We start from the raw sequence: 18,269 nt of genomic DNA, 5'->3' as shown, positions 1-18,269 counted from the left end.
GACATGGCTGCGGTCGTCGTCCTCATTTGTGAGGACAGGGCACAATCAGCGCCGGACGCCGGACATCGCAGCTTCTGCCCCATCAGCCCCGCACGCACGGGATACGCACGTAAATCATCCACGTGCCATCATCCGAACGGGTGGTCAATTCACCGCCCAACTCCTGCACACGGGTGCGATGCATGGCCAGCCCACGCCCCGACAGCTCCTGCGCGGACAGGCCACTCTGCGCGTCGGCATCGTCACGGATATCGTTGGTCTCACGAATCTCAATCCATTCGGGAGACAGCGTGACGAACAGCAGATAGGAATCATCTCCCGCCGGTGCATGGCGGCGGATATTCGTGCCGATCTCCGTTATCAGCGACAGCGCCTCGGCCGCCGCCTCGGGGTCCACGACCATGGCGATGCCGTTGACCGCGGCCGTCCCCCGATAGCCCTGCGCCTCCAGAAACTCCTCGGTATCGGTGATCTGCGCCTTCACACGCGTGACGAAGGACTGCGGCATGCCCGCTGTGGATTGCGTACGGTCATCGCCACCGGCGTTCTCGGGCACGGCATTGTCAACCACCTCATTCGCAATCGCTGGACAGCTCCCGGTGCCTACCGGGTCACGAGCCAGGGCGGATTCTTTCGTCGGCGAATCAACCTGCCCTGGTTCTGCAGTCGCCACCTCAGATGTCCCGGTGCCACCGACCGGCAAGGACTCGTCCCGGAAGCCGGCGTCCATTCCGCTCTGCTCGGTCAGAAAATCGATGATGCCATGCACTTCCGCAAAGGCACGTTGGCTGCGATCCAGCACGCGCTGCCAGTCGCCACCATCGATGCCGGCTGGCGCGGCCAGATTATTCCGGGCGATGGTCGAGATATACGTCAGATCGTTGGACAGCGTGTCGTGCAGTTCGATCGCGAGCTGGTTGCCGTGGCGCAAATCGGCCAGCGCCGATTCCATCTGCTCGTTTTCGTTCTCCTGATTCACCACGCGCTTGCGCCAGCGCAACGCAATGCCCAGTAATACCAGCAGCACGCTTGCCGTCAGCGCCGCCGACGCCGTGACCAGCCACGACCCGGTCACCGCATAGACGATGGCTGCCACCGCAAGCACACCGATCGGGCCGAACATCGCCAGCGGATGCTTGAGTTCTATATCGATATCAATCTGATGATGCTTCTTGCCGTCGGCGTGACTATACGAATACGACGAATGCCGCGAAATGATAATCGGACGTTTCACCGGGCCGCTCCCCTTATGCGTCTTGCGCTTCTTCTACCGTGTCCCCACACACCCATCGGCGCCTTCATCAGTGCAGGTTCATGCGAATCCATGCGCCGATAAGTTCCTTGAGATTGCCGGCGCCGAGCTTGTCGGCCGCACGCATCAAATGCGTACGCACGGTGGTTTCGGTGATGGACAGTTCGGTGGCGATCTGCGGCATGGTCCGGCCTCGGGACCACAGTTCCGCAACCTCCATCTCACGCGCGCTCAGCCGGTTGTCCTTCTCGGCCTTGATGCGCGCGGACGCAACGGCCGCGGTCTCGAACCGCACGTCGCCACCATCGCCCCATATTTTGCCGGCCTGTACCTGACGAATCGCCACGGCCTGCAACCGCACATCATCGTTCTTGCTCATGATGCCCTGTGCGCCGGCCCGGGCCATCTCTTTGGCATGTCGGCCCACAATCGAGGCGGTAATGGCCAGTATCGCCGTGGTCGCGTTTTCCCTGCGGATTGCACGCACCACATCCGGGCCGTTGATGTCGTTCATCGCGATATCGGCCAATAGCACAGCAGGCGGGCGTTTGGTGGCCGTGCACAGCTGAATGGCTTTGCTGCCCTCGCTCACCGGCGGCAACAATTCGAAGTCGGGCAGTGCCTTCGCCAGAATCGACTGCAATGCCATCAAGGCCATGCGGTCGTTGTCCATGATGAGCATGGTGGGCTGCGATCCATCCCGCCCGCTGATATCCGACATATGCCTACGTGCGTTCAGCTCTTCTTCGGCTTCAGCGCTGAGGGCATGGGCATCGGAATCGGCTTGCGCGGGGCCGGCTTCGGCTTGGGCGCGGCCGGCGCGGAGGCCGGGAACTCGCCGCTGGTCGCCTTTGCGGCGGCTTCGGCTGCCCACTTGGCGTACTCGTCGAGGTCGTCCTCCTGCGCGGCGGGCGAGACCTTGGCGGCGTCGGCGTCAGCAGCAGAATCCACATCCTTGTCCGCATACTGATCATCAATATCGGCGAACGGGTCAGGAGAGCCCGTTCCCGGCTCCTGCTCGCTCAGCTCTTTTGCCAGCTCATCGTAATCGGTATCGGTGGTCAGGTACTTGAGCTTTCGGGCAATTTTCTGCTGTTTTGCTTTTTGACGTCCGCGGCCCATCTGACCCCCTGCGATTACTGTGCTGTTCGATTCATCAACAATAGAGAGTACCACTAATAGTGGCTTGTTCGTTGTCGGCTCACACTTTTACCATAAAAAGCGTTTATCTGAGCCCTATTTAAAGGATTTTCGCATGACCGACGAGCAGCAACTGACAGCGGCAGGCAATGAGATAAGCGCGAGCTTCCTCGCGGCCAAAAAGCGTTCGGACGAAACGCTCGCCAAGCTGGAGGCCAAGCCGTCGTCCTTCACCATGTTGACCGGCGACCGTCCGACCGGCCGGCTGCACCTCGGCCACTACTTCGGCTCGATCCGTGAGCGTGTCGCCATGCAGGAGCGCGGCGTCAACACGAACATCATCATCGCCGACTACCAGGTGATCACCGACCGTGACACCACCGAGCACATCCAAGACAACGTACTGAACCTGGTGCTCGACTACATGGCCGCCGGCATCGATCCGAACAAGACCATGATGTTCACCCACTCCGCCGTGCCGGCCGAGAACCAGCTGCTGCTGCCGTTCCTGTCCCTGGTCACCGAGGCTGAGCTGCACCGCAACCCGACCGTGAAGTCCGAGATGGAGGCGTCCGGCCACGCGCTGACCGGTCTGCTGCTCACCTACCCGGTGCATCAGGCGTGCGACATCCTCTTCTGCAAGGCCAACGTCGTGCCAATCGGTAAGGACAACCTGCCGCACGTGGAAATCACGCGCACCATCGCCCGCCGTTTCAACGAGCGTTACGCCAAGAAGAACCCAGTGTTCCCGGAGCCGGCCGCCATTCTGTCTGAGGCACCGGAGATTCCGGGTCTCGACGGCCGCAAGATGAGCAAGTCGTACGGCAACTCCATCATGCTGGGCGCCACCGCCGAGGAAACCGCCAAGCTCATCAAGAAGAGCCCGACCGATTCCGAGCGCCGCATCACCTTCGACCCGGTTGCCCGCCCGCAGGTCTCCGCCCTGCTGACCACCGCCGGTCTAGTGACCGGCCGCGACCCGAAGGACATCGCCGAGGAGATCGGTGATTCCGGCGCCGGCGCACTCAAGGCATACGTCATCGAATCAGTCAACGAGTTCCTGGCCCCGCACCGCGAGCGCCGCGCCGAGCTGGCCAAGGACATGGACTCCATTCGTGACATCCTGCACGACGGCAACAAGCGCGCCAACGCCATCGCCGAGGAGACCCTCGACCAGGTGCGCGAGGCCATGGGCATGAAGTACTGATTTTCCCGCCGCTCGTAGCAAGACGCCGTGTCAGCCCCAACTGGGCAACTGACACGGCGTTTTTTGCATTGCGGCGTCTGCTGTGTCCTATCTTCACTTCGAGGGGCGGATTTCTTGTTTTCCGGAGGTCTATCTCCGCTTCGAGGGGCTGTTGCTCAAGTAGGCGAGGCACAAAAACGGCGGAATGACGTTGGCGTGAATGGGATTTTATCTGAGATTGAGCGCATGACCAGCCCCTTGAAACGGAGATAGACCTCCGGAAAGGCTCAAATACGCCCCTTGAAACGGAGAATCAAGCGTTAGTAACTCTCAATTCAAAAAACACAACATGTTTTCCGTGCAACGCGGCTATCAAGACGGACCTCTGGTCACTTCATGCCGATGGCTTGCATCAATACGTACGCTCCCCGCACAGCAATGTCATTACGACGTGTTGCGGCATAGCGCGCATGGCTTCCGGAGTATCGGCGGCGTATGGGTCGGCGTCCAGCAACACCACATCGGCCGGGTCGCCGGATGCAAGACGGTCACGGCCAGTGGCGGTCGAGGCTGCCAGCGAGGTGCGCACATCGAGGCACTGCTCGGGCTGGAACGGGTCGCGGTCAGAGCTTTCGGCGCCGAACACGGCGGCGGAAATGGCCAGCCACGGGTCCAGCGGGGCCACGGGCGCATCCGAGCCCATGCGCAGCGTGGTACCGGCGTCGTGGAGGGCCCTGAACGGATAAGGGATGCCGGCCGGGTTGGCCCAGAAACGGGTGATGACGTCGCGGTCATCCATGGCGTGCTGCGGCTGGATACTGGCCGCGAGCCCCAGCTCGGCGAAACGCGGGATATCGAAGGGTTTGAGCATCTGCGCGTGCTCGATCGATCCATGTGCGTGCGTGGCAGCGACTGCGTTGAGCGCAATGGTGTTCGCTTCGTCGCCAATGGCGTGGCAGGCAATGTCGAAGCCATGCTCGGCGGCTAGGCGCATATAGTCTTCGATTTGCTGCGGCGTGTAGCTCAGCGTGCCATACGTCGGCGGCTCGATGCCCGAATACGGCGTGGAGCAGTAGGCGGAGCGAGTGTTGAGCGATCCGTCCGAGATGAGCTTCATGGCGCCCACATGGCCGAGCCCGGCGCTGCCCGGCAGTGGGTTGCCGGTATGCCAACCCGCGTCAATGGCGGCTTGCAACCGCTCGGGGTATACACCAGCGTCCACGCGCAAACCGTTAATGCCGGCCGCGAAACGATTGATCCACGTATCGATGTTTTCGGCCATTTCATAATCGCGGATGCCCACCACGCCCTTGCTTGCGGCGTCCTGTTCGGCCTCGCGCAGCAGACGGTCAGTCTCTTCAGCAGCGCCCGGCACCTTGTCGAAGGCGGTGTAGGCGTTGAACCATTCGAGTTCACCGACCAGACCGGATTCGTCCACATGTACGCCAAGCCTGCGGGCCGCGGCGGAGTTCACCCATCCGCAGTGCATGTCCGCGCTGGAGAGGGCCACCGGCTGTTCGCCGGTCACGGCGTCAATTGCAGCCAGTGTGGGCTGCTCGTCGTCGGCCCACAGCGAGTGACGGAATCGCATGCCCACCACGAAGGCATCCGGGTCAAGCGTGCCGGCGGCGCGGCGCTCATCCAGATGACGGCGCAACATGTCCATCGCTTCGGCGGCGGAACGGGCATTGATGAGGTCCAGTCGGCCCAGCGTCTTAGCCCATTGCGTGAAGTGCGTATGGCAGTCCCACAGGCCGGGAATAACCCACAGGCCGTCGGCGTCGATGGTGGTTTCGTCGGTGGGTGCGGCGGCCGACGTTGGGATTGAGACGCTGCCAGAAGCAATGGCATTCGTCGCGTATGCCAACGATGTCGTATGCGCCTTAGTCTGCATCGTGCCGTCCGAAGCCGAGACCGTTCCAGCAGGGCCGACAGACGCAACAACCCCATCGCGAAGCACCACATCCACGTGGTCCTGAGACCCCGGAACACCGGCATTGACAATACGCACCAAGCTACTCATACCCGCCATCATGCCACCTTTGCATGAACGCCATGGAGATTCGTTCAAGCTGAATCGCACCGTCGGCGGCGATTCCCGCTGGCTGCCTGCAAACCCCTACGTTCCATGTAATTGCGGGATGGCCTGCAACTGCGATGAACACCCATAGTTTATCCACCGACTTATCCACATTTATCCACCGAAAAATTGGGGCGGTAGACAAGGCCGGTAGCCGGACTCTACACTGCGAGGACAAAGCGAACATCACGAAGGGGTGATCATCATGGGTAGCTCAACGGCATTGACCGAGCTGACAATGCAGAAGTATCAACGAATGCAGACGTGCGCAGATGTTCAACGACGAAGCGCATGGCGCCCACCTTATGCCCTGACAACAGCGTTGGAGCTTTTGTCAATTGAAGTACCCCGCATATCAAGCAAACACAGAGGCCTTGCAACTACAACCATTGTTGCGGTTCCACACGCCAATGACAAACGGCACATTGTGGGGGTCAAAGTGGTTGTATGGCCTTTCCCACTAGACACGGTCATAATCGAGGGACAATTCACATGCACTTCACCAGCTTGCACATGGGCCATGTTCTCCGCGTATCTCGAACTTGAAGAACTCATCGTTCTCGCTGATTCCATGATGCGACGAGATCGAAGGCTCTGCAGAACAACCATCGACGCCCTTTCTCTGTATCTCGATGAGGCCGAGGCCCAGGTGCGAGCCGACAAAGAGAATGGAGCCAATTCGTATTTGTTCCGCGGGTATAACAAATGCCGTCGCGCCCTACTTTTGGCGCGCGCGGGCACAGATTCCTCCATGGAAACACGAACTCGTTTGGCTCTCTTGAAATACGGTCTGGATTGCCCGCAGGTGAATTATCCAATATTCGTAGGAAACAACACCAGACCCATATATCTCGATCTTGCATACCCTGAATTCAAGGTATGCATCGAATACGAAGGCTCTCATCATGCCGGGCAATGGCTGAATGACGCGAGACGCCGCCAGATGATCGAAGACGCTGGCTGGAAGTACATTCAAGTCACCAAATTAGATATTGGCAACGAAGCGGGAGAAGAGGCCCTTGCCCGAAGAGTTGCCGAAAGGATACAGGAGGTTACGGGCAAAACGGTCCAGCTCACGATGCGGCAAACCACCCAGCAAATTAGCGATGTCCGAAAGCTACGCCGTATTCCGCTGTACAAACGGCTGAAATTCGAGCCTCTGCTGCCAATTATTCCGACGACGCAGGAATAATAAGCCCGGTAGAGTCAGTCCGCACCGTCCGCACCGCGCTACGGTATTCAAAACCCATTTCAAGGGGCTGATTTGGCCTCCGCCGGAGGTCTACTTCCGTTTCAAGGGGCTGATCATCCGCTAGACCACGTGTATCAATGCCCTTACGCCAACGCCATTCCGCCGTTTTGGAGCCGCGTCTACTCAGGCATCAGCCCCTTGAAACGGAAGTAGACCTCTCCAGAACGTCAAATCAGCCCCTCGAAGTCCGTTTTGGCCTCAATGGTTCCTGCCGAACCACAAAAAAGCCACTCCTCTGCCATACGAGCCGACCGCACAGCAGGCACGTGTCATTTGCCGCTGCGGACCTCGGACTCCATGGCTTCCATGGGCTCGTCGACGAGCACGGTGCCGGACGGCAGGGTGCCGGGCAGCGGATCGTCCATGTAGTGGTCGAACTCGTAGAGCATACGCTCGTTCGGCTTGGCGGTCAGCAACGAAACCACCACGATGAACAGCAGCGAAATGATGAACGCCGGCAGCAGCTCATAGATGGCGAATACGCCGCCCAAGGGCTTGACGAGGTTGTGCCAGATCAGCACGGCCGCCGTGCCGGACAGCATGCCGGCCACGGCGCCGGCCTTGTTGGCGCGACGCCAGTATAGCGAGCACAGCATCAACGGGCCGAATGAGGCGCCAAGCCCGGCCCACGCGTAAGACACCACCTGGAAGATCGACGAGTTCTGGTCGTATGCCACCAGAATACCGAACAGGAACATGACCACCAGCGTGACCCTGGCCACGATCATGACCTGCTTGTCGGTGGCCTTGCGGTGCAGCAGCCCGCGGAAGATGTTCTCGCCCATGGCCGAAGCGCCGATGATCAGATACGAGGAGCTGGAGCTCATCGAGGCCGCGAAAATGCCGGAGACCACCACGCCGCACATGAAGCTCGGCAGCAGGGTCTGCGCCAGCACGATGAAAATGGTTTCCGCATCGGTGGAGGTCAGCAGTTCGGTGGGCATCATCGCGCGCCCCACCAAGCCGATGCACACCGCGCAACCCAGCGAAATCACGCACCAGGAGGTGGCGATGATTCGGGACTTGCGCACTTCTTCCACGCTGCGGATGGACAGGAAGCGCACCAGCACCTGCGGCATACCGAAGTAACCCAGGCCCCACGCCAGCATGGAGATGATGGTGATGATGCCGTAGTCGGAGGGCGCGCCGAACACGGCCTTGCCCGCCTCGACGAGCTGCTGGCCGGTGGCCGGGTCCAGCTTGGGCGCGGCCACCTGCGTGCCGGACAGGTAGCCGGGGATGGCACGCAGGAATTCCACGGTGTTGTCGATGCCGCCCGCGCTGGCCACGGTGCCGATGAACACCACCGCGAGCGCGAAGAACATGAGCATGCCTTGAATGAAGTCGGTCATCACCACGGACAAGTAGCCGCCCACCACGGTGTAGACGAACACGACCACCGCGCCGATGATCATCATGACGTGGTAGTCGAAACCGAACAACGTGGCGAACAGCTTGCCCACGGTCACGAAGCAGCTGCCCACGTACACGCTGAAGAACACCAGGATGATCACGGCCGCGATGGTGGAGACCACGCCCTTCTTGTCATGGAAACGCTTGGCGAAGAAGTCAGGAATGGTGATGGCATCGCCGGCCACTACCGAGTAGCGGCGCAGTCGCCGGGCCACAAGCTTCCAGTTGAGATAGGTGCCGAGCGCCAGGCCGATGGCGGTCCACATCGGGTCGGCCGCGCCGGTGAAGTAGGCCAGGCCCGGCAGGCCCATCAGCAGCCAGCCGCTCATGTCGGAGGCTTCGGCGCTCAGGGCCGTGAGCCACGGCCCCACGCCGCGCCCGCCCGCGAAGTATTCCTTGGAGGAGGAGTTGGAGCGTTTGGAGTAGATGAATCCGATGGACAGCATGGCCGCAAAATAGATGACCATGGCCAGCAGAATCCAGAAATCGTTGGCCAACTGCGACCCCTCCTCAATCATGACGCCAAGCGGCTACCGCCATGGCAGAACTATGTGCTGATATGCGATTGACGCCGGAGCGGCGTCATACAGACCGTCACAGCCGTGAATACGGCCGCAACGCACTTCGCCTGATGGTAGTGGATACAAGGGCTCAAGCACCTTCCACCGCTTCCATACTGAGACGCTGTTTTATCCGAGCTCCCCTCACCTGAGGGGAGCCAAGATGACGGTCAGATGTCGTAGCGCCAGGACTTGTCGGTCACCACGCGGGCCATCGCCAAGCCGATCGGCAGACAGATGATCACCATGAACGCACGGAACGCCCAGTCCAGCGCATTCATGGTCTGGAAGCTGCCGAGGTACCACATGGCACGATACATATACAGACCGGGCACCATGATCACGATCGACGGCACGGTCAGGCAGATGCGCGGGTAGCCGAGGTGCGGCGGTAGCCAGCCACGTCGCACGGATGAACGCCACGCCGATGCCAGAATGCCCGCCAGAAACGCGCCGATGAAGGTAGCCATCTCAGGTGCCACGTTGAAGTCCTGCAATTCCAAGCGCAGCGTGTCCGTGATCGCACCGATTAGGGCGGCGGTCAGGCACATGCGCTGCGGCGAATTGAACAGCACGGAGAAGCCCCACACGCCGACGAACGCCGCCACGAACCGCAGCAATCCGTTGACCCACGGGTCAAGCCCCAGTGGCTCAAAGCCTTCCGGGTGCAGGTGCACCATCACGGCCACGGCCCAGCCTGCCAGCGTGGCCATCAGGATGATGCACAGCACGTACGCCACGCGCTGGATGCCCGAAGGGAAGTCGATTTTCGCCATGTCGAGTCCGCCGGTGATGAGCGGGAAACCGGGGATCACGAACAGCATGGCGCCGATGTAGGCCGTATCGTGCGAGAGCGCGACTGGGTCGAAAATGCCGATGAGTCGCAAGGTGCCGGTGCAGGCGAGCGCCGCCGCGGCCACGCACACAAAGGTGACGAAGAACTGGTTCAGATGGTATGCAAACAGCCGGCGACGCATCCACTGGCCAAGGCCCGCGCCCACGAACGCACCGATCATGTCGTATGGGCCGCCGCCGAGCAGGAACACGAAGGCCGCGCAGGCCAAGGCGGAAGCCAGACCGGAGAACCACGGCTTGTACAGCGGCTTGCGACGCTCAATCAGATCGAGCCGCTCGTGCGCCTGCCGCACGGTGATACCGCCCTTGGCCTTCTCTTCGTCGGAGCGCTCGTTGAAGTGTTCGGCGTATTCCTTGGGCACGCGATTCTTGCGCTTCGTACTGCTTGCAGCAGGGCTTTCGGCGGTTGCGCCGTTCGCCGCGTTCGCCGATTCAACCGACTCATTGGAGTCACCGGTAAACACTTCGGCATCGTCGAAGGCCTTCTCTTCGGCCGCTTTGTCTTCGACCGGAGTGACTTCCGCGCTGTCCGCCAAAAGTCGGTGGGCTTCTTCATTGTCATCATCCAAGGACTTGGCCACGGAGGTCACGAGTACCTTGGTTTTCAACGCAAGATCCAGCGCCTCGTCCACGCTGCCGTTGGCCGCCTCAGCCTCGGCCTTGGCACGTTCGCGCAGGCGCTTGGCCAGATCAGCAGAATACTGCGAAGCGTCACGTTCGTCCAAATGCTTGACCACGCCATCGGACAGTTGCGAATCGACGTGATACATCGACCCCTTGCCGAGATTCACGGAGAACCAGTCGGCGAAATGTTCCAGCAGCCAGATACGTTCGGTGTTCACGCCGGTGGTCGGCAAATCCACGACTTCGGTGATGCGGTTACGACCATCCGTGCAGGTGGCCTCGATATCCGTCAGGTTCACGTCGGCGCGTACGTGCACGCCCAGCGGGTAGGCGATGCGGTGCATCATTTCACGCACGCGGAAGGAGCCGGTGCCGGCTCCCAGGTCCAGCATGCCGACCCGTACAATCACGCTGGCTTTGGCGGCGATACCGGCGTCCACCACCGGTTTTTCCCAATCGCGCGCAATATCTTCCATGTCCAGCGGAATGGAGTGGGTGTGGAATTTACGTACAGCCGTTGCGCCTTTCGCTTCGGGCGCACTTTTTTTCTTCTGTTCGCTCACATCCCTCATTACTACTCCCTGCCTCCCCCGCCAGCAATCGTAAGGTGCTCAAATCTTCCGCGAATCGGACAGTGTCTCATATGCTGTCCGATATTCGGTCTCTATAGGTGGACAACTTGACGCACTATATGGACTCCGTAACGCAAATAGCGATTTCGCGGGGATACACTATTGCCCACACAACAACCACGTTGAATATGGGCTGTGGGCTCGCAACGACTGGCCTCAACAACTGCGGAGGAGCCGCAGACGACCGGTAGACCGAGCAACCTGTTATTCGGCAAAGGAGGCTATATGGCAACACCTGAAGAACAGATCACTCCCGCTGACGCCGCCATCGTCACTACCGGGACCGGCCGAAAGGGCCCGGAGGAGCATGATCTTCCCGAAAGCCTGAAGTACGACATGGATCTGTGTCTTGAGATCCTGCGTAACGTACTGGGCGAATACAACCCCGAACTGCTGTCTACGTTCGACACCGTGCGTCATTACGCGGTGGAGGCCAGCGCCGAGCATTTCGCCGAGCTGAAGGATCCGAACCCCGACCAGGATGGCCTGAAGGAGGCCGTGAACGTCATCGACAACATGACGTTGCACGACGCCCAGCTGCTGGCCCGCGCGTTCGCCACGTATTTCCATCTGGCAAACCTGTCCGAGGAGAACTACCGTGTTTCCGTGCTCCACGAGCGCGAGAACAACGTGTCCGTTGACCAGGCGGTCGACCCGATCAACGAGCTCACCGTCGCCTACCACCAGCTCATCAATGAGACTGGCCCGGCCAAGGCCAAGGAACTGCTCAACCAGCTCGAATTCCACCCCGTCTTCACGGCGCACCCCACTGAGGCCCGTCGTAAGGCCGTGGAAGGCAAGATCCGCCGCGTTTCCGAATTGCTTGAGGAGTACAAGCGCCTCGGCGGCTCGGATAAGAAGGAATGCCTGCGCCGTCTCTACAACGAGATCGACGCCCTGTTCCGCACCTCTCCGATCGCGCTGAAGAAGCCGACCCCGGTTGAGGAAGCGGACACGATTCTCGACATCTTCGACAACACGCTGTTCAACACCATCCCCAAGGTCTACCGTCGCTTCGACGACTGGGTCCTGGGCGATAAGGCCGGTCTCGTCGAGCCCGCTTGCCCCGCGTTCTTCCACCCGGGCAGCTGGATCGGCTCCGACCGCGACGGTAACCCGAACGTCACCGCCAAGGTGAGCCGCGCCGTGGCCCGCAAGTTCTCCGATCACGTGATCGCCGCCCTTGAGGAAGCCACCCGCACCGTGGGCCGCAACCTCACGATGGAAGCCGAGACCACGCCGCCAAGCGCCGAGCTCAAAAGCCTCTGGAGCCACCAGAAGGAAATGAGCGAGCGCCTGACCGACAAGGCCGCCCTGATCTCCACCAAGGAGATGCACCGCGCGGTCATGCTGGTGATGGCCGATCGTCTGCACTACACCATCGAGCGCGATGCCGACCTCATGTACCACTCCTGCGACGACTTCCTCGCCGACCTCAAGGTGGTCCAGCGTTCGCTGGCCGCCGCCGGTGCCAAGCGTTCCGCTTACGGCCCGCTGCAGGATCTGATCTGGCAGACCGAGACCTTCGGCTTCCACATGGTGGAGATGGAGTTCCGTCAGCACTCCGTGGTGCACGCCCGCGCCCTTGCGGATATCCGCGAGCACGGCCTGCACGGCGAGCGCGGCGAACTGCAGCCGATGACGCACGAGGTGCTCGACACCTTCCGCGCCCTCGGTGCCATCCAGAAGCGCAACGGCCTCAAGGCCGCCCGCCGCTACATCATCTCCTTCACCAAGAGCGCCCAGAACATCAAGGATGTCTACGAGCTCAACCGCTTGGCCTTCTCCCACCCGGAGGACGTGCCCACCATCGACGTGATCCCGCTGTTCGAGCAGCTTGAGGATCTGCAGAACTCGGTGGACGTGCTCGAGGAAATGATCAAGATCCCCGAGGTTCAGGCTCGTCTGAAGGCCACCGGCAACAAGCTCGAGGTCATGCTCGGCTACTCCGACTCCTCGAAGGACGCCGGCCCGACCTCCGCCACGCTGGCCCTGCACTCCGCTCAGGAGCGCATCGCCAAATGGGCTGAGTCGCACGACATCGACCTGACCCTGTTCCATGGCCGCGGCGGTGCCGTCGGTCGTGGCGGCGGCCCCGCCAACCGCGCGGTGCTCGCCCAGCCGGTCGGTTCCGTCAAGTGCCGCTTCAAGCTCACCGAGCAGGGCGAGGTCATCTTCGCCCGTTACGGCAACCCGGTGCTGGCCATCCGCCACGTCGAGTCCGTGGCTGCGGCGACCTTGCTGCAGTCCGCGCCGAGCGTGGAGAAGCGCAACACCGAGATGACCGAGAGGTACGCCGACATGGCCGCTCAGCTCGACGAGGCCGCGCACAACCGTTTCCTCGACCTGTTGAACACCGATGGCTTCGCTCCGTGGTTCTCGATCGTTACGCCGCTGACCGAAATCGGCCTGCTGCCGATCGGCTCCCGCCCGGCCAAGCGTGGCCTCGGCGCCAAGTCGCTCGACGACCTGCGTACGATTCCGTGGATCTTCTCCTGGGCCCAGGCCCGCATCAACCTGGCCGCTTGGTACGGTCTCGGCACCGCATGCGAGAAGTTCGGCGATCTGGAGACCATGCGTCAGGCTTACGAGGAATGGCCGCTGTTCTCCACGTTCATCGACAACATCGAGATGTCCATCGCCAAGACGGATGAGCGCATCGCCAGGATGTACCTTGCCCTCGGCGACCGCGAGGACCTCAATGAGAAGGTGCTCAACGAGATGGAGCTCACCCGCAAGTGGGTTCTGGCCATCGTGGGTGACAAGTGGCCGCTGCAGCACCGTCACGTGCTCGGCCAGGCCATCCGCATCCGCTCCCCATACGTGGACGCGCTGTCCGTCACTCAGGTGCTGGCGCTCAAGTCGCTGCGCAAGAAGGTGGACAAGGAAGAGCTCTCGCAGAGCCAACAGGCCGGATTCATCTACCTCATCCTGTGCACCGTCTCCGGCGTCGCCGCGGGCCTGCAGAACACGGGCTGATTCCCGGCCGACCGATCGGGAAAAGCGAGCGGGGAGGTTCCGTGCCGATAAACGGCGCGGGCCTCCCCGCTCGCGTCATACGGCCCTAGACTGGCCGGCGACGGCGCACGCCGGGCGGGCGCGCAGAGAACGGACGCGCGGAACGGGCCCCGGATGATTGGAGGGGACATGGACAAGCCAGCGGACGGGCGCGGGAACACCGGGTCCACGGACGGCATCAGGACGGGGGGCGACGCCGGGAACGAACGCCACGCTTGCAAAGCGAATCCGGCTACAACCGATGGCATTGGGAAGAAACACGGCACAGAAGATATGTCAGAAAGTTTTTCCGGCAAGAAATATGCTTTGGCACCGAAAGCAGCAGCTACCAAATTCCTTAAGGCGAGTAGATGCTATGTGGTTTTGGGCAAGGCCAGACGTGTGCTATGGTGGCTGGGATTACTGCTGCTTTCACCAGCACTTATTTTGTGGGCGGAATGGGGCACCAATGGCGATGATGATACTATAATCTGCAGAGTTCTAACGTTCTCTTCCTCTTCGTGCATGAATTTAACTACGGCAACTGAGTATGTACGTAGACTTACCTTAGTATTGATTATGGGGGTAGTCTGCTGGATTGCGGCGCTTGTCATCTTTGGCGTGCGTTCATATATGCGATCTGTATATCCGGAACTTCGTGATCATTCCCCTTCCGCCTCGCATGTCCTTGTGGGAATCATATCGTTTCTCGTGCTGGTTATGGTCTTTCCTGTTTTTGTGATAACGCTACTTTCCGCTCTAATGACTCTATGACGTTTTACCAGAGGCGCATTGCGTGGAATGGCTGAATCATTCCACGCAATGCGATCACAATCATGATTGATTAACGGTTCGATTTTCAAGAGATTCAGCATAGGATAATGCCAATATACCAGCCTCCGCTTGACTCGGGAGTCGGTCTGCATGTGACGCAATGAGCAGTGCTTTTTTACTTCCGGATACGTTATCGAATATTCCAAGATCGATTCCATCAACGAGCTTTCGAAATGCGATGACCAGGTTGTCCGCACTTCCCTTGAACCGGGACTGATAGAACCGTTTAATTCGATTCGTCTCGCTTTGCGCGAACATGTCCCGCATAGCGGTGGACAAAGACCTTTCGGAGGAATTGCTCTGCATGGACCGCGCCAACAACCATGCATCACAGTCCGCGAGAACATCGCTGTAACTGAATCCCATACGGGCGTCTTGCTCGCCGAGATGAGTGTGCAGCCATGACGCCAGGTCCTCTTTCGGGGTATTCGCCAGGTAGCTTCCCCAGATCTGCAACAAATCCAGAGCCCATCCGCCCAGATCACCGAGACCTAGGACCGGCACCGCCTCCCACTCGTTGTGAACCCGATCCACTCCAACAGAGGAAAGACGCAATGCATAATCCTGCAGGTATCAGCTCCAAGCCACCCAATGATGCTCATTGACCTTGCGTAACTCCGGCACCTGTCCTTCACGAATGTCATGCGCATACGATCTTCGAACCGCAAAAGGTTCGGAATCCGACTTCCGCAGAGCATGCCTCCCCTTCGGATTCGCCGCAGGAATCGCATCCAAAAGCTCCTTCGTATAAGGGTGGATCGGATTGGAGAAAATCTCCTCTCGACTTCCGACTTCCACGATCACACCCAGATACATGATCATCAGTCGTGAGCACAAGTGCTCCACAACACTGAGATCATGCGAGATGAACATGAAAGTCGTGCCTCGCCGCTCCTGCAGATCACTGAAAAGATTGATGATCTGCGCCTGCACGGATACATCCAGTGAAGCCACGGGTTCATCGGCCACCACGAAATCCGGCTTCAAACCCATCGCCCGAGCAATGCCGATACGCTGCCGCTGACCGCCCGAAAACTCATGCGGATATCGATCCAAGGCATCGGCATCCATGCCGCATAGCCGCAATACATCCGCCACCCGATCACGCACGTTCGTCCTGTCGGCGAGTCCATGCTCGAGCATCGGCTCGCCAATCGCCGTGATGATGGGTAGACGAGGATTCAGGGAACTATATGGATCCTGGAAGATGTACTGCATCTGCGGGCGCAAATCACGCAGACTATCGCGGTCCAGATCGAATATATTCCGCCCCCGGAACCTGACTTCCCCGCTGGTCTTGTTCTGCAGTCGGAGGATGGTCTGCCCCAAAGTCGTCTTACCCGAGCCTGATTCTCCCACCAAGCCCACTGCCTCTCCGGGAAATATCTCGAAACTGACGTCATTGACACCACGCACCGTATGGGTGGTGCGAGAGAAGAAACCTTCTTGCGACACAAAGTATTTCTTAAGATGTTTGACCTCCACCAAAGGCTCATCCGGCTTCGCCAACGCTATCGGGCTTTCGCGGGAATCATTGCGCCCATGATTCCATTCCCCGTCCTCGGGCGCCGAGGCATCATCGAGCACAGCCAGGGAATTCCCACCAGACAACGCCGAGAACCGAGGCACCAGATCACGGACCGTGGGCAGGCGATGACGACGCGCGCCGATCATCGGACGAGTTTCCAGCAATGCCTTGGTATATGGATGCTGCGGATGGTCGAAGATACCATACACATCGCCATGTTCCACGACCTTGCCCTCATACATCACCACGACGTAATCCGCCACTTCCGCGACCACGCCAAAATCATGCGTAATGAAGAGGATGGAAAGGCCTATCTCCTCCTTCAGTTTCAACAGCAGATGAATAATCTGAGCCTGGATGGTCACATCGAGCGCGGTCGTGGGCTCATCGGCAATCAACAGTTTCGGGCCACAGCACAAGGCGATTGCGATCATCACACGCTGGGCCATGCCTCCCGACAATTCGTGCGGGTACATGTTCATGACGCGCTCGGGATTCGGTAATCCCACACGCTTCAGCCACTGCACGGAACGCTTCCAGGCGGATTCCCTGGAGGCACCGCTATGCACCTGTATGGTCTCGCCAAGCTGCTTTCCTACGCGCAGCACCGGATTCAATGAATGCATGGGTTCCTGGAAGATCATGGAGATTCCTTCACCACGCAGCCGCTCAAGATTCTTGTGGTTGAGCGATAACACGTCACGACCATCAAAGGTGATGGTTCCACCCACAATTCGTCCAGGCTCATCCACCAAATCAATCGTGGACATGGCGGTGACGGATTTTCCGGAACCGGACTCACCCACCAAGCACGTCACCGAACCTTGAGGAACATCGAAGCTCACATCATTGACCGCATGGCGGACCTCTCCTCCATCCAGAGGAAATTCGACGCACAGATCACGCACGCGCAGCAACGGCTCATGCGTATCCGAACCATTTCCCGTATCGTAAGCAATAACCATGCCTCACGCCCTTTCATTCTTCGGATCGTAGATGTCGCGTAGCCGATCACCCAAGACATTGATGGCCACCACCGTAACGAATACGGCGACCCCCGGCGGAATCCAAAGCCATGGACGTTTCTGAAAGTCCATGAGGTTGGAAGCCGCCGCCATCATATTTCCCCACGACGCATTCGGCGGCACGACTCCAAGCCCCAGGAAGCTCAACGTGGATTCCATGAGAATGCCGCCGGCGACGCTTAACGTGGTCTGCACAATCAACAGCGGCAGCACATTGGGCAGCAGATGATGAAGCAGCCTCGACCTTGTGCTCAGGCCCAACGCCTCGGTGGCTTTCATATACAAACGTTCCCTTAATGAAAGCACTTCACCGCGGATCATGCGCGACATACCCGGCCAGCCGATAATCGACAACATGACCATCACCACATAGATGCGGGAACTCGCGGGAACCTTGAACTCCGAGAGCAATGCGGCCATGATGATCAACAAAGGCAGACTTGGAATCGACATCAGCAAATCCGCCAGACGCATGATAACGGCATCGACCCATCCGCCAAAATAACCGGACGCAATGCCGATCGTGGCGCCAAGCACCACGGAAAGGACCGTGGACGCCAATCCGATGGTCAAGGAAATACGACCGGCATACATCAATCGCGTAAGGATATCTCGCCCGTAATCATCCGTGCCAAGCAGATGGTCCAGAGTAGGGCCCTGTTCGGCATTGGGAACATCCAACTGGTTTTGCCCGTATGGACTGAACAAAGGCCCCAGAACACTGAGCAACAGCACGAGAACCAGCGTGGCGATGCTGACGGCCGCGGCACGTGTGTGCGCCAACCGGACAAGATTGCGATACCATAACGGTCGAACGCCAGAATTCCGCATCTTTCCCCCATTGGCTGATCGCTGCGACCGTGATCGTGATTCACTGCGACGTAGTTCCAT

Annotated in this window: 12 protein-coding genes and 1 pseudogene; 4 read left to right on the top strand and 9 right to left on the bottom strand. The window is 59.7% G+C overall.

Annotated elements, in window-relative coordinates:
- Nucleotides 1–82 precede the first annotated feature (82 nt).
- The 3 genes from BLIJ_RS00355 to BLIJ_RS00345 all read right to left on the bottom strand — a co-directional run bounded on the left by BLIJ_RS00355 (nucleotide 83) and on the right by BLIJ_RS00345 (nucleotide 2,374).
- Nucleotides 83–1,234, bottom strand: coding sequence for a sensor histidine kinase (locus tag BLIJ_RS00355; RefSeq protein WP_012576519.1), 1,152 nt, complete (start codon nucleotides 1,232–1,234; stop codon nucleotides 83–85).
- Nucleotides 1,235–1,301: 67 nt separating this feature from the next.
- Nucleotides 1,302–1,973, bottom strand: coding sequence for a response regulator (locus BLIJ_RS00350; protein ID WP_012576518.1), 672 nt, complete (start codon nucleotides 1,971–1,973; stop codon nucleotides 1,302–1,304).
- 14 nt (nucleotides 1,974–1,987) lie between these two features.
- On the bottom strand, nucleotides 1,988–2,374 hold the full coding sequence (locus BLIJ_RS00345) for a DUF3073 domain-containing protein (protein WP_012576517.1): 387 nt from the start codon (nucleotides 2,372–2,374) through the stop codon (nucleotides 1,988–1,990).
- Nucleotides 2,375–2,507: 133 nt separating this feature from the next.
- Between BLIJ_RS00345 and trpS the strand changes: the two genes are divergently transcribed.
- On the top strand, nucleotides 2,508–3,599 hold the full coding sequence (trpS, locus tag BLIJ_RS00340) for a tryptophan--tRNA ligase (RefSeq protein ID WP_012576516.1): 1,092 nt from the start codon (nucleotides 2,508–2,510) through the stop codon (nucleotides 3,597–3,599).
- 391 nt (nucleotides 3,600–3,990) lie between these two features.
- On the opposite strand, the gene BLIJ_RS00335 is transcribed toward trpS, so the two are convergent.
- Nucleotides 3,991–5,610, bottom strand: coding sequence for an amidohydrolase (locus tag BLIJ_RS00335; RefSeq protein WP_041981565.1), 1,620 nt, complete (start codon nucleotides 5,608–5,610; stop codon nucleotides 3,991–3,993).
- 253 nt (nucleotides 5,611–5,863) lie between these two features.
- Here BLIJ_RS00335 and BLIJ_RS00330 point away from each other — a divergent pair, with 253 nt between their 5' ends.
- Entirely contained in the window at nucleotides 5,864–6,850 is a 987-nt protein-coding gene (locus BLIJ_RS00330) for a putative endonuclease domain-containing protein (protein WP_014484472.1), read from the top strand.
- A gap of 329 nt (nucleotides 6,851–7,179) precedes the next feature.
- Here BLIJ_RS00330 and BLIJ_RS00325 read toward each other — a convergent pair whose 3' ends face one another.
- Together BLIJ_RS00325 and BLIJ_RS00320 are read right to left on the bottom strand one after the other, a co-directional pair.
- A complete protein-coding gene (locus BLIJ_RS00325; protein WP_013139973.1) occupies nucleotides 7,180–8,820 on the bottom strand; it encodes a sodium/proline symporter in 1,641 nt (546 codons plus the stop codon).
- Nucleotides 8,821–9,053: 233 nt separating this feature from the next.
- A complete protein-coding gene (locus BLIJ_RS00320; RefSeq protein ID WP_012576512.1) occupies nucleotides 9,054–10,934 on the bottom strand; it encodes a threonine/serine exporter family protein in 1,881 nt (626 codons plus the stop codon).
- 285 nt (nucleotides 10,935–11,219) lie between these two features.
- On the opposite strand from BLIJ_RS00320, the gene BLIJ_RS00315 reads away from it, so the two are divergent.
- On the top strand, nucleotides 11,220–13,973 hold the full coding sequence (locus BLIJ_RS00315; protein WP_012576511.1) for a phosphoenolpyruvate carboxylase: 2,754 nt from the start codon (nucleotides 11,220–11,222) through the stop codon (nucleotides 13,971–13,973).
- A gap of 153 nt (nucleotides 13,974–14,126) precedes the next feature.
- On the top strand, nucleotides 14,127–14,765 hold the full coding sequence (locus tag BLIJ_RS00310) for a hypothetical protein (protein WP_012576510.1): 639 nt from the start codon (nucleotides 14,127–14,129) through the stop codon (nucleotides 14,763–14,765).
- Nucleotides 14,766–14,825: 60 nt separating this feature from the next.
- On the opposite strand, the pseudogene BLIJ_RS00305 reads toward BLIJ_RS00310, so the two are convergent.
- The 3 genes and pseudogenes from BLIJ_RS00305 to BLIJ_RS00295 all read right to left on the bottom strand — a co-directional run.
- Nucleotides 14,826–15,317, bottom strand: a pseudogene (locus BLIJ_RS00305) (hypothetical protein); the annotation flags it as partial.
- A gap of 81 nt (nucleotides 15,318–15,398) precedes the next feature.
- Complete coding sequence (locus tag BLIJ_RS00300) at nucleotides 15,399–17,318, bottom strand: ABC transporter ATP-binding protein (protein ID WP_012576508.1); 1,920 nt, start codon at nucleotides 17,316–17,318, stop codon at nucleotides 15,399–15,401.
- A 3-nt stretch (nucleotides 17,319–17,321) separates the two neighbouring features.
- Nucleotides 17,322–18,269, bottom strand: coding sequence for an ABC transporter permease (locus BLIJ_RS00295; protein WP_012576507.1), 948 nt, complete (start codon nucleotides 18,267–18,269; stop codon nucleotides 17,322–17,324).

Source organism: Bifidobacterium longum subsp. infantis ATCC 15697 = JCM 1222 = DSM 20088, from assembly GCF_000269965.1.
Lineage (GTDB): Bacteria > Actinomycetota > Actinomycetes > Actinomycetales > Bifidobacteriaceae > Bifidobacterium > Bifidobacterium infantis.
Note: the sequence above shows the minus strand (reverse complement) of the source record. Positions and strands in the feature narration are given on the sequence as shown.

Excerpts from the sequence above, each read along its gene's own strand:
- BLIJ_RS00350 (WP_012576518.1), bottom strand. The coding sequence starts at position 1,973 with ATGTCGGATATCAGCGGGCGGGATGGATCGCAGCCCACCATGCTCATC.
- BLIJ_RS00345 (WP_012576517.1), bottom strand. The coding sequence starts at position 2,374 with ATGGGCCGCGGACGTCAAAAAGCAAAACAGCAGAAAATTGCCCGAAAG.
- trpS (WP_012576516.1), top strand. The coding sequence starts at position 2,508 with ATGACCGACGAGCAGCAACTGACAGCGGCAGGCAATGAGATAAGCGCG.
- BLIJ_RS00335 (WP_041981565.1), bottom strand. The coding sequence starts at position 5,610 with ATGGCGGGTATGAGTAGCTTGGTGCGTATTGTCAATGCCGGTGTTCCG.
- BLIJ_RS00330 (WP_014484472.1), top strand. The coding sequence starts at position 5,864 with ATGGGTAGCTCAACGGCATTGACCGAGCTGACAATGCAGAAGTATCAA.
- BLIJ_RS00320 (WP_012576512.1), bottom strand. The coding sequence starts at position 10,934 with ATGAGGGATGTGAGCGAACAGAAGAAAAAAAGTGCGCCCGAAGCGAAA.
- BLIJ_RS00315 (WP_012576511.1), top strand. The coding sequence starts at position 11,220 with ATGGCAACACCTGAAGAACAGATCACTCCCGCTGACGCCGCCATCGTC.
- BLIJ_RS00310 (WP_012576510.1), top strand. The coding sequence starts at position 14,127 with ATGATTGGAGGGGACATGGACAAGCCAGCGGACGGGCGCGGGAACACC.
- BLIJ_RS00300 (WP_012576508.1), bottom strand. The coding sequence starts at position 17,318 with ATGGTTATTGCTTACGATACGGGAAATGGTTCGGATACGCATGAGCCG.
- BLIJ_RS00295 (WP_012576507.1), bottom strand. The coding sequence starts at position 18,269 with ATGGAACTACGTCGCAGTGAATCACGATCACGGTCGCAGCGATCAGCC.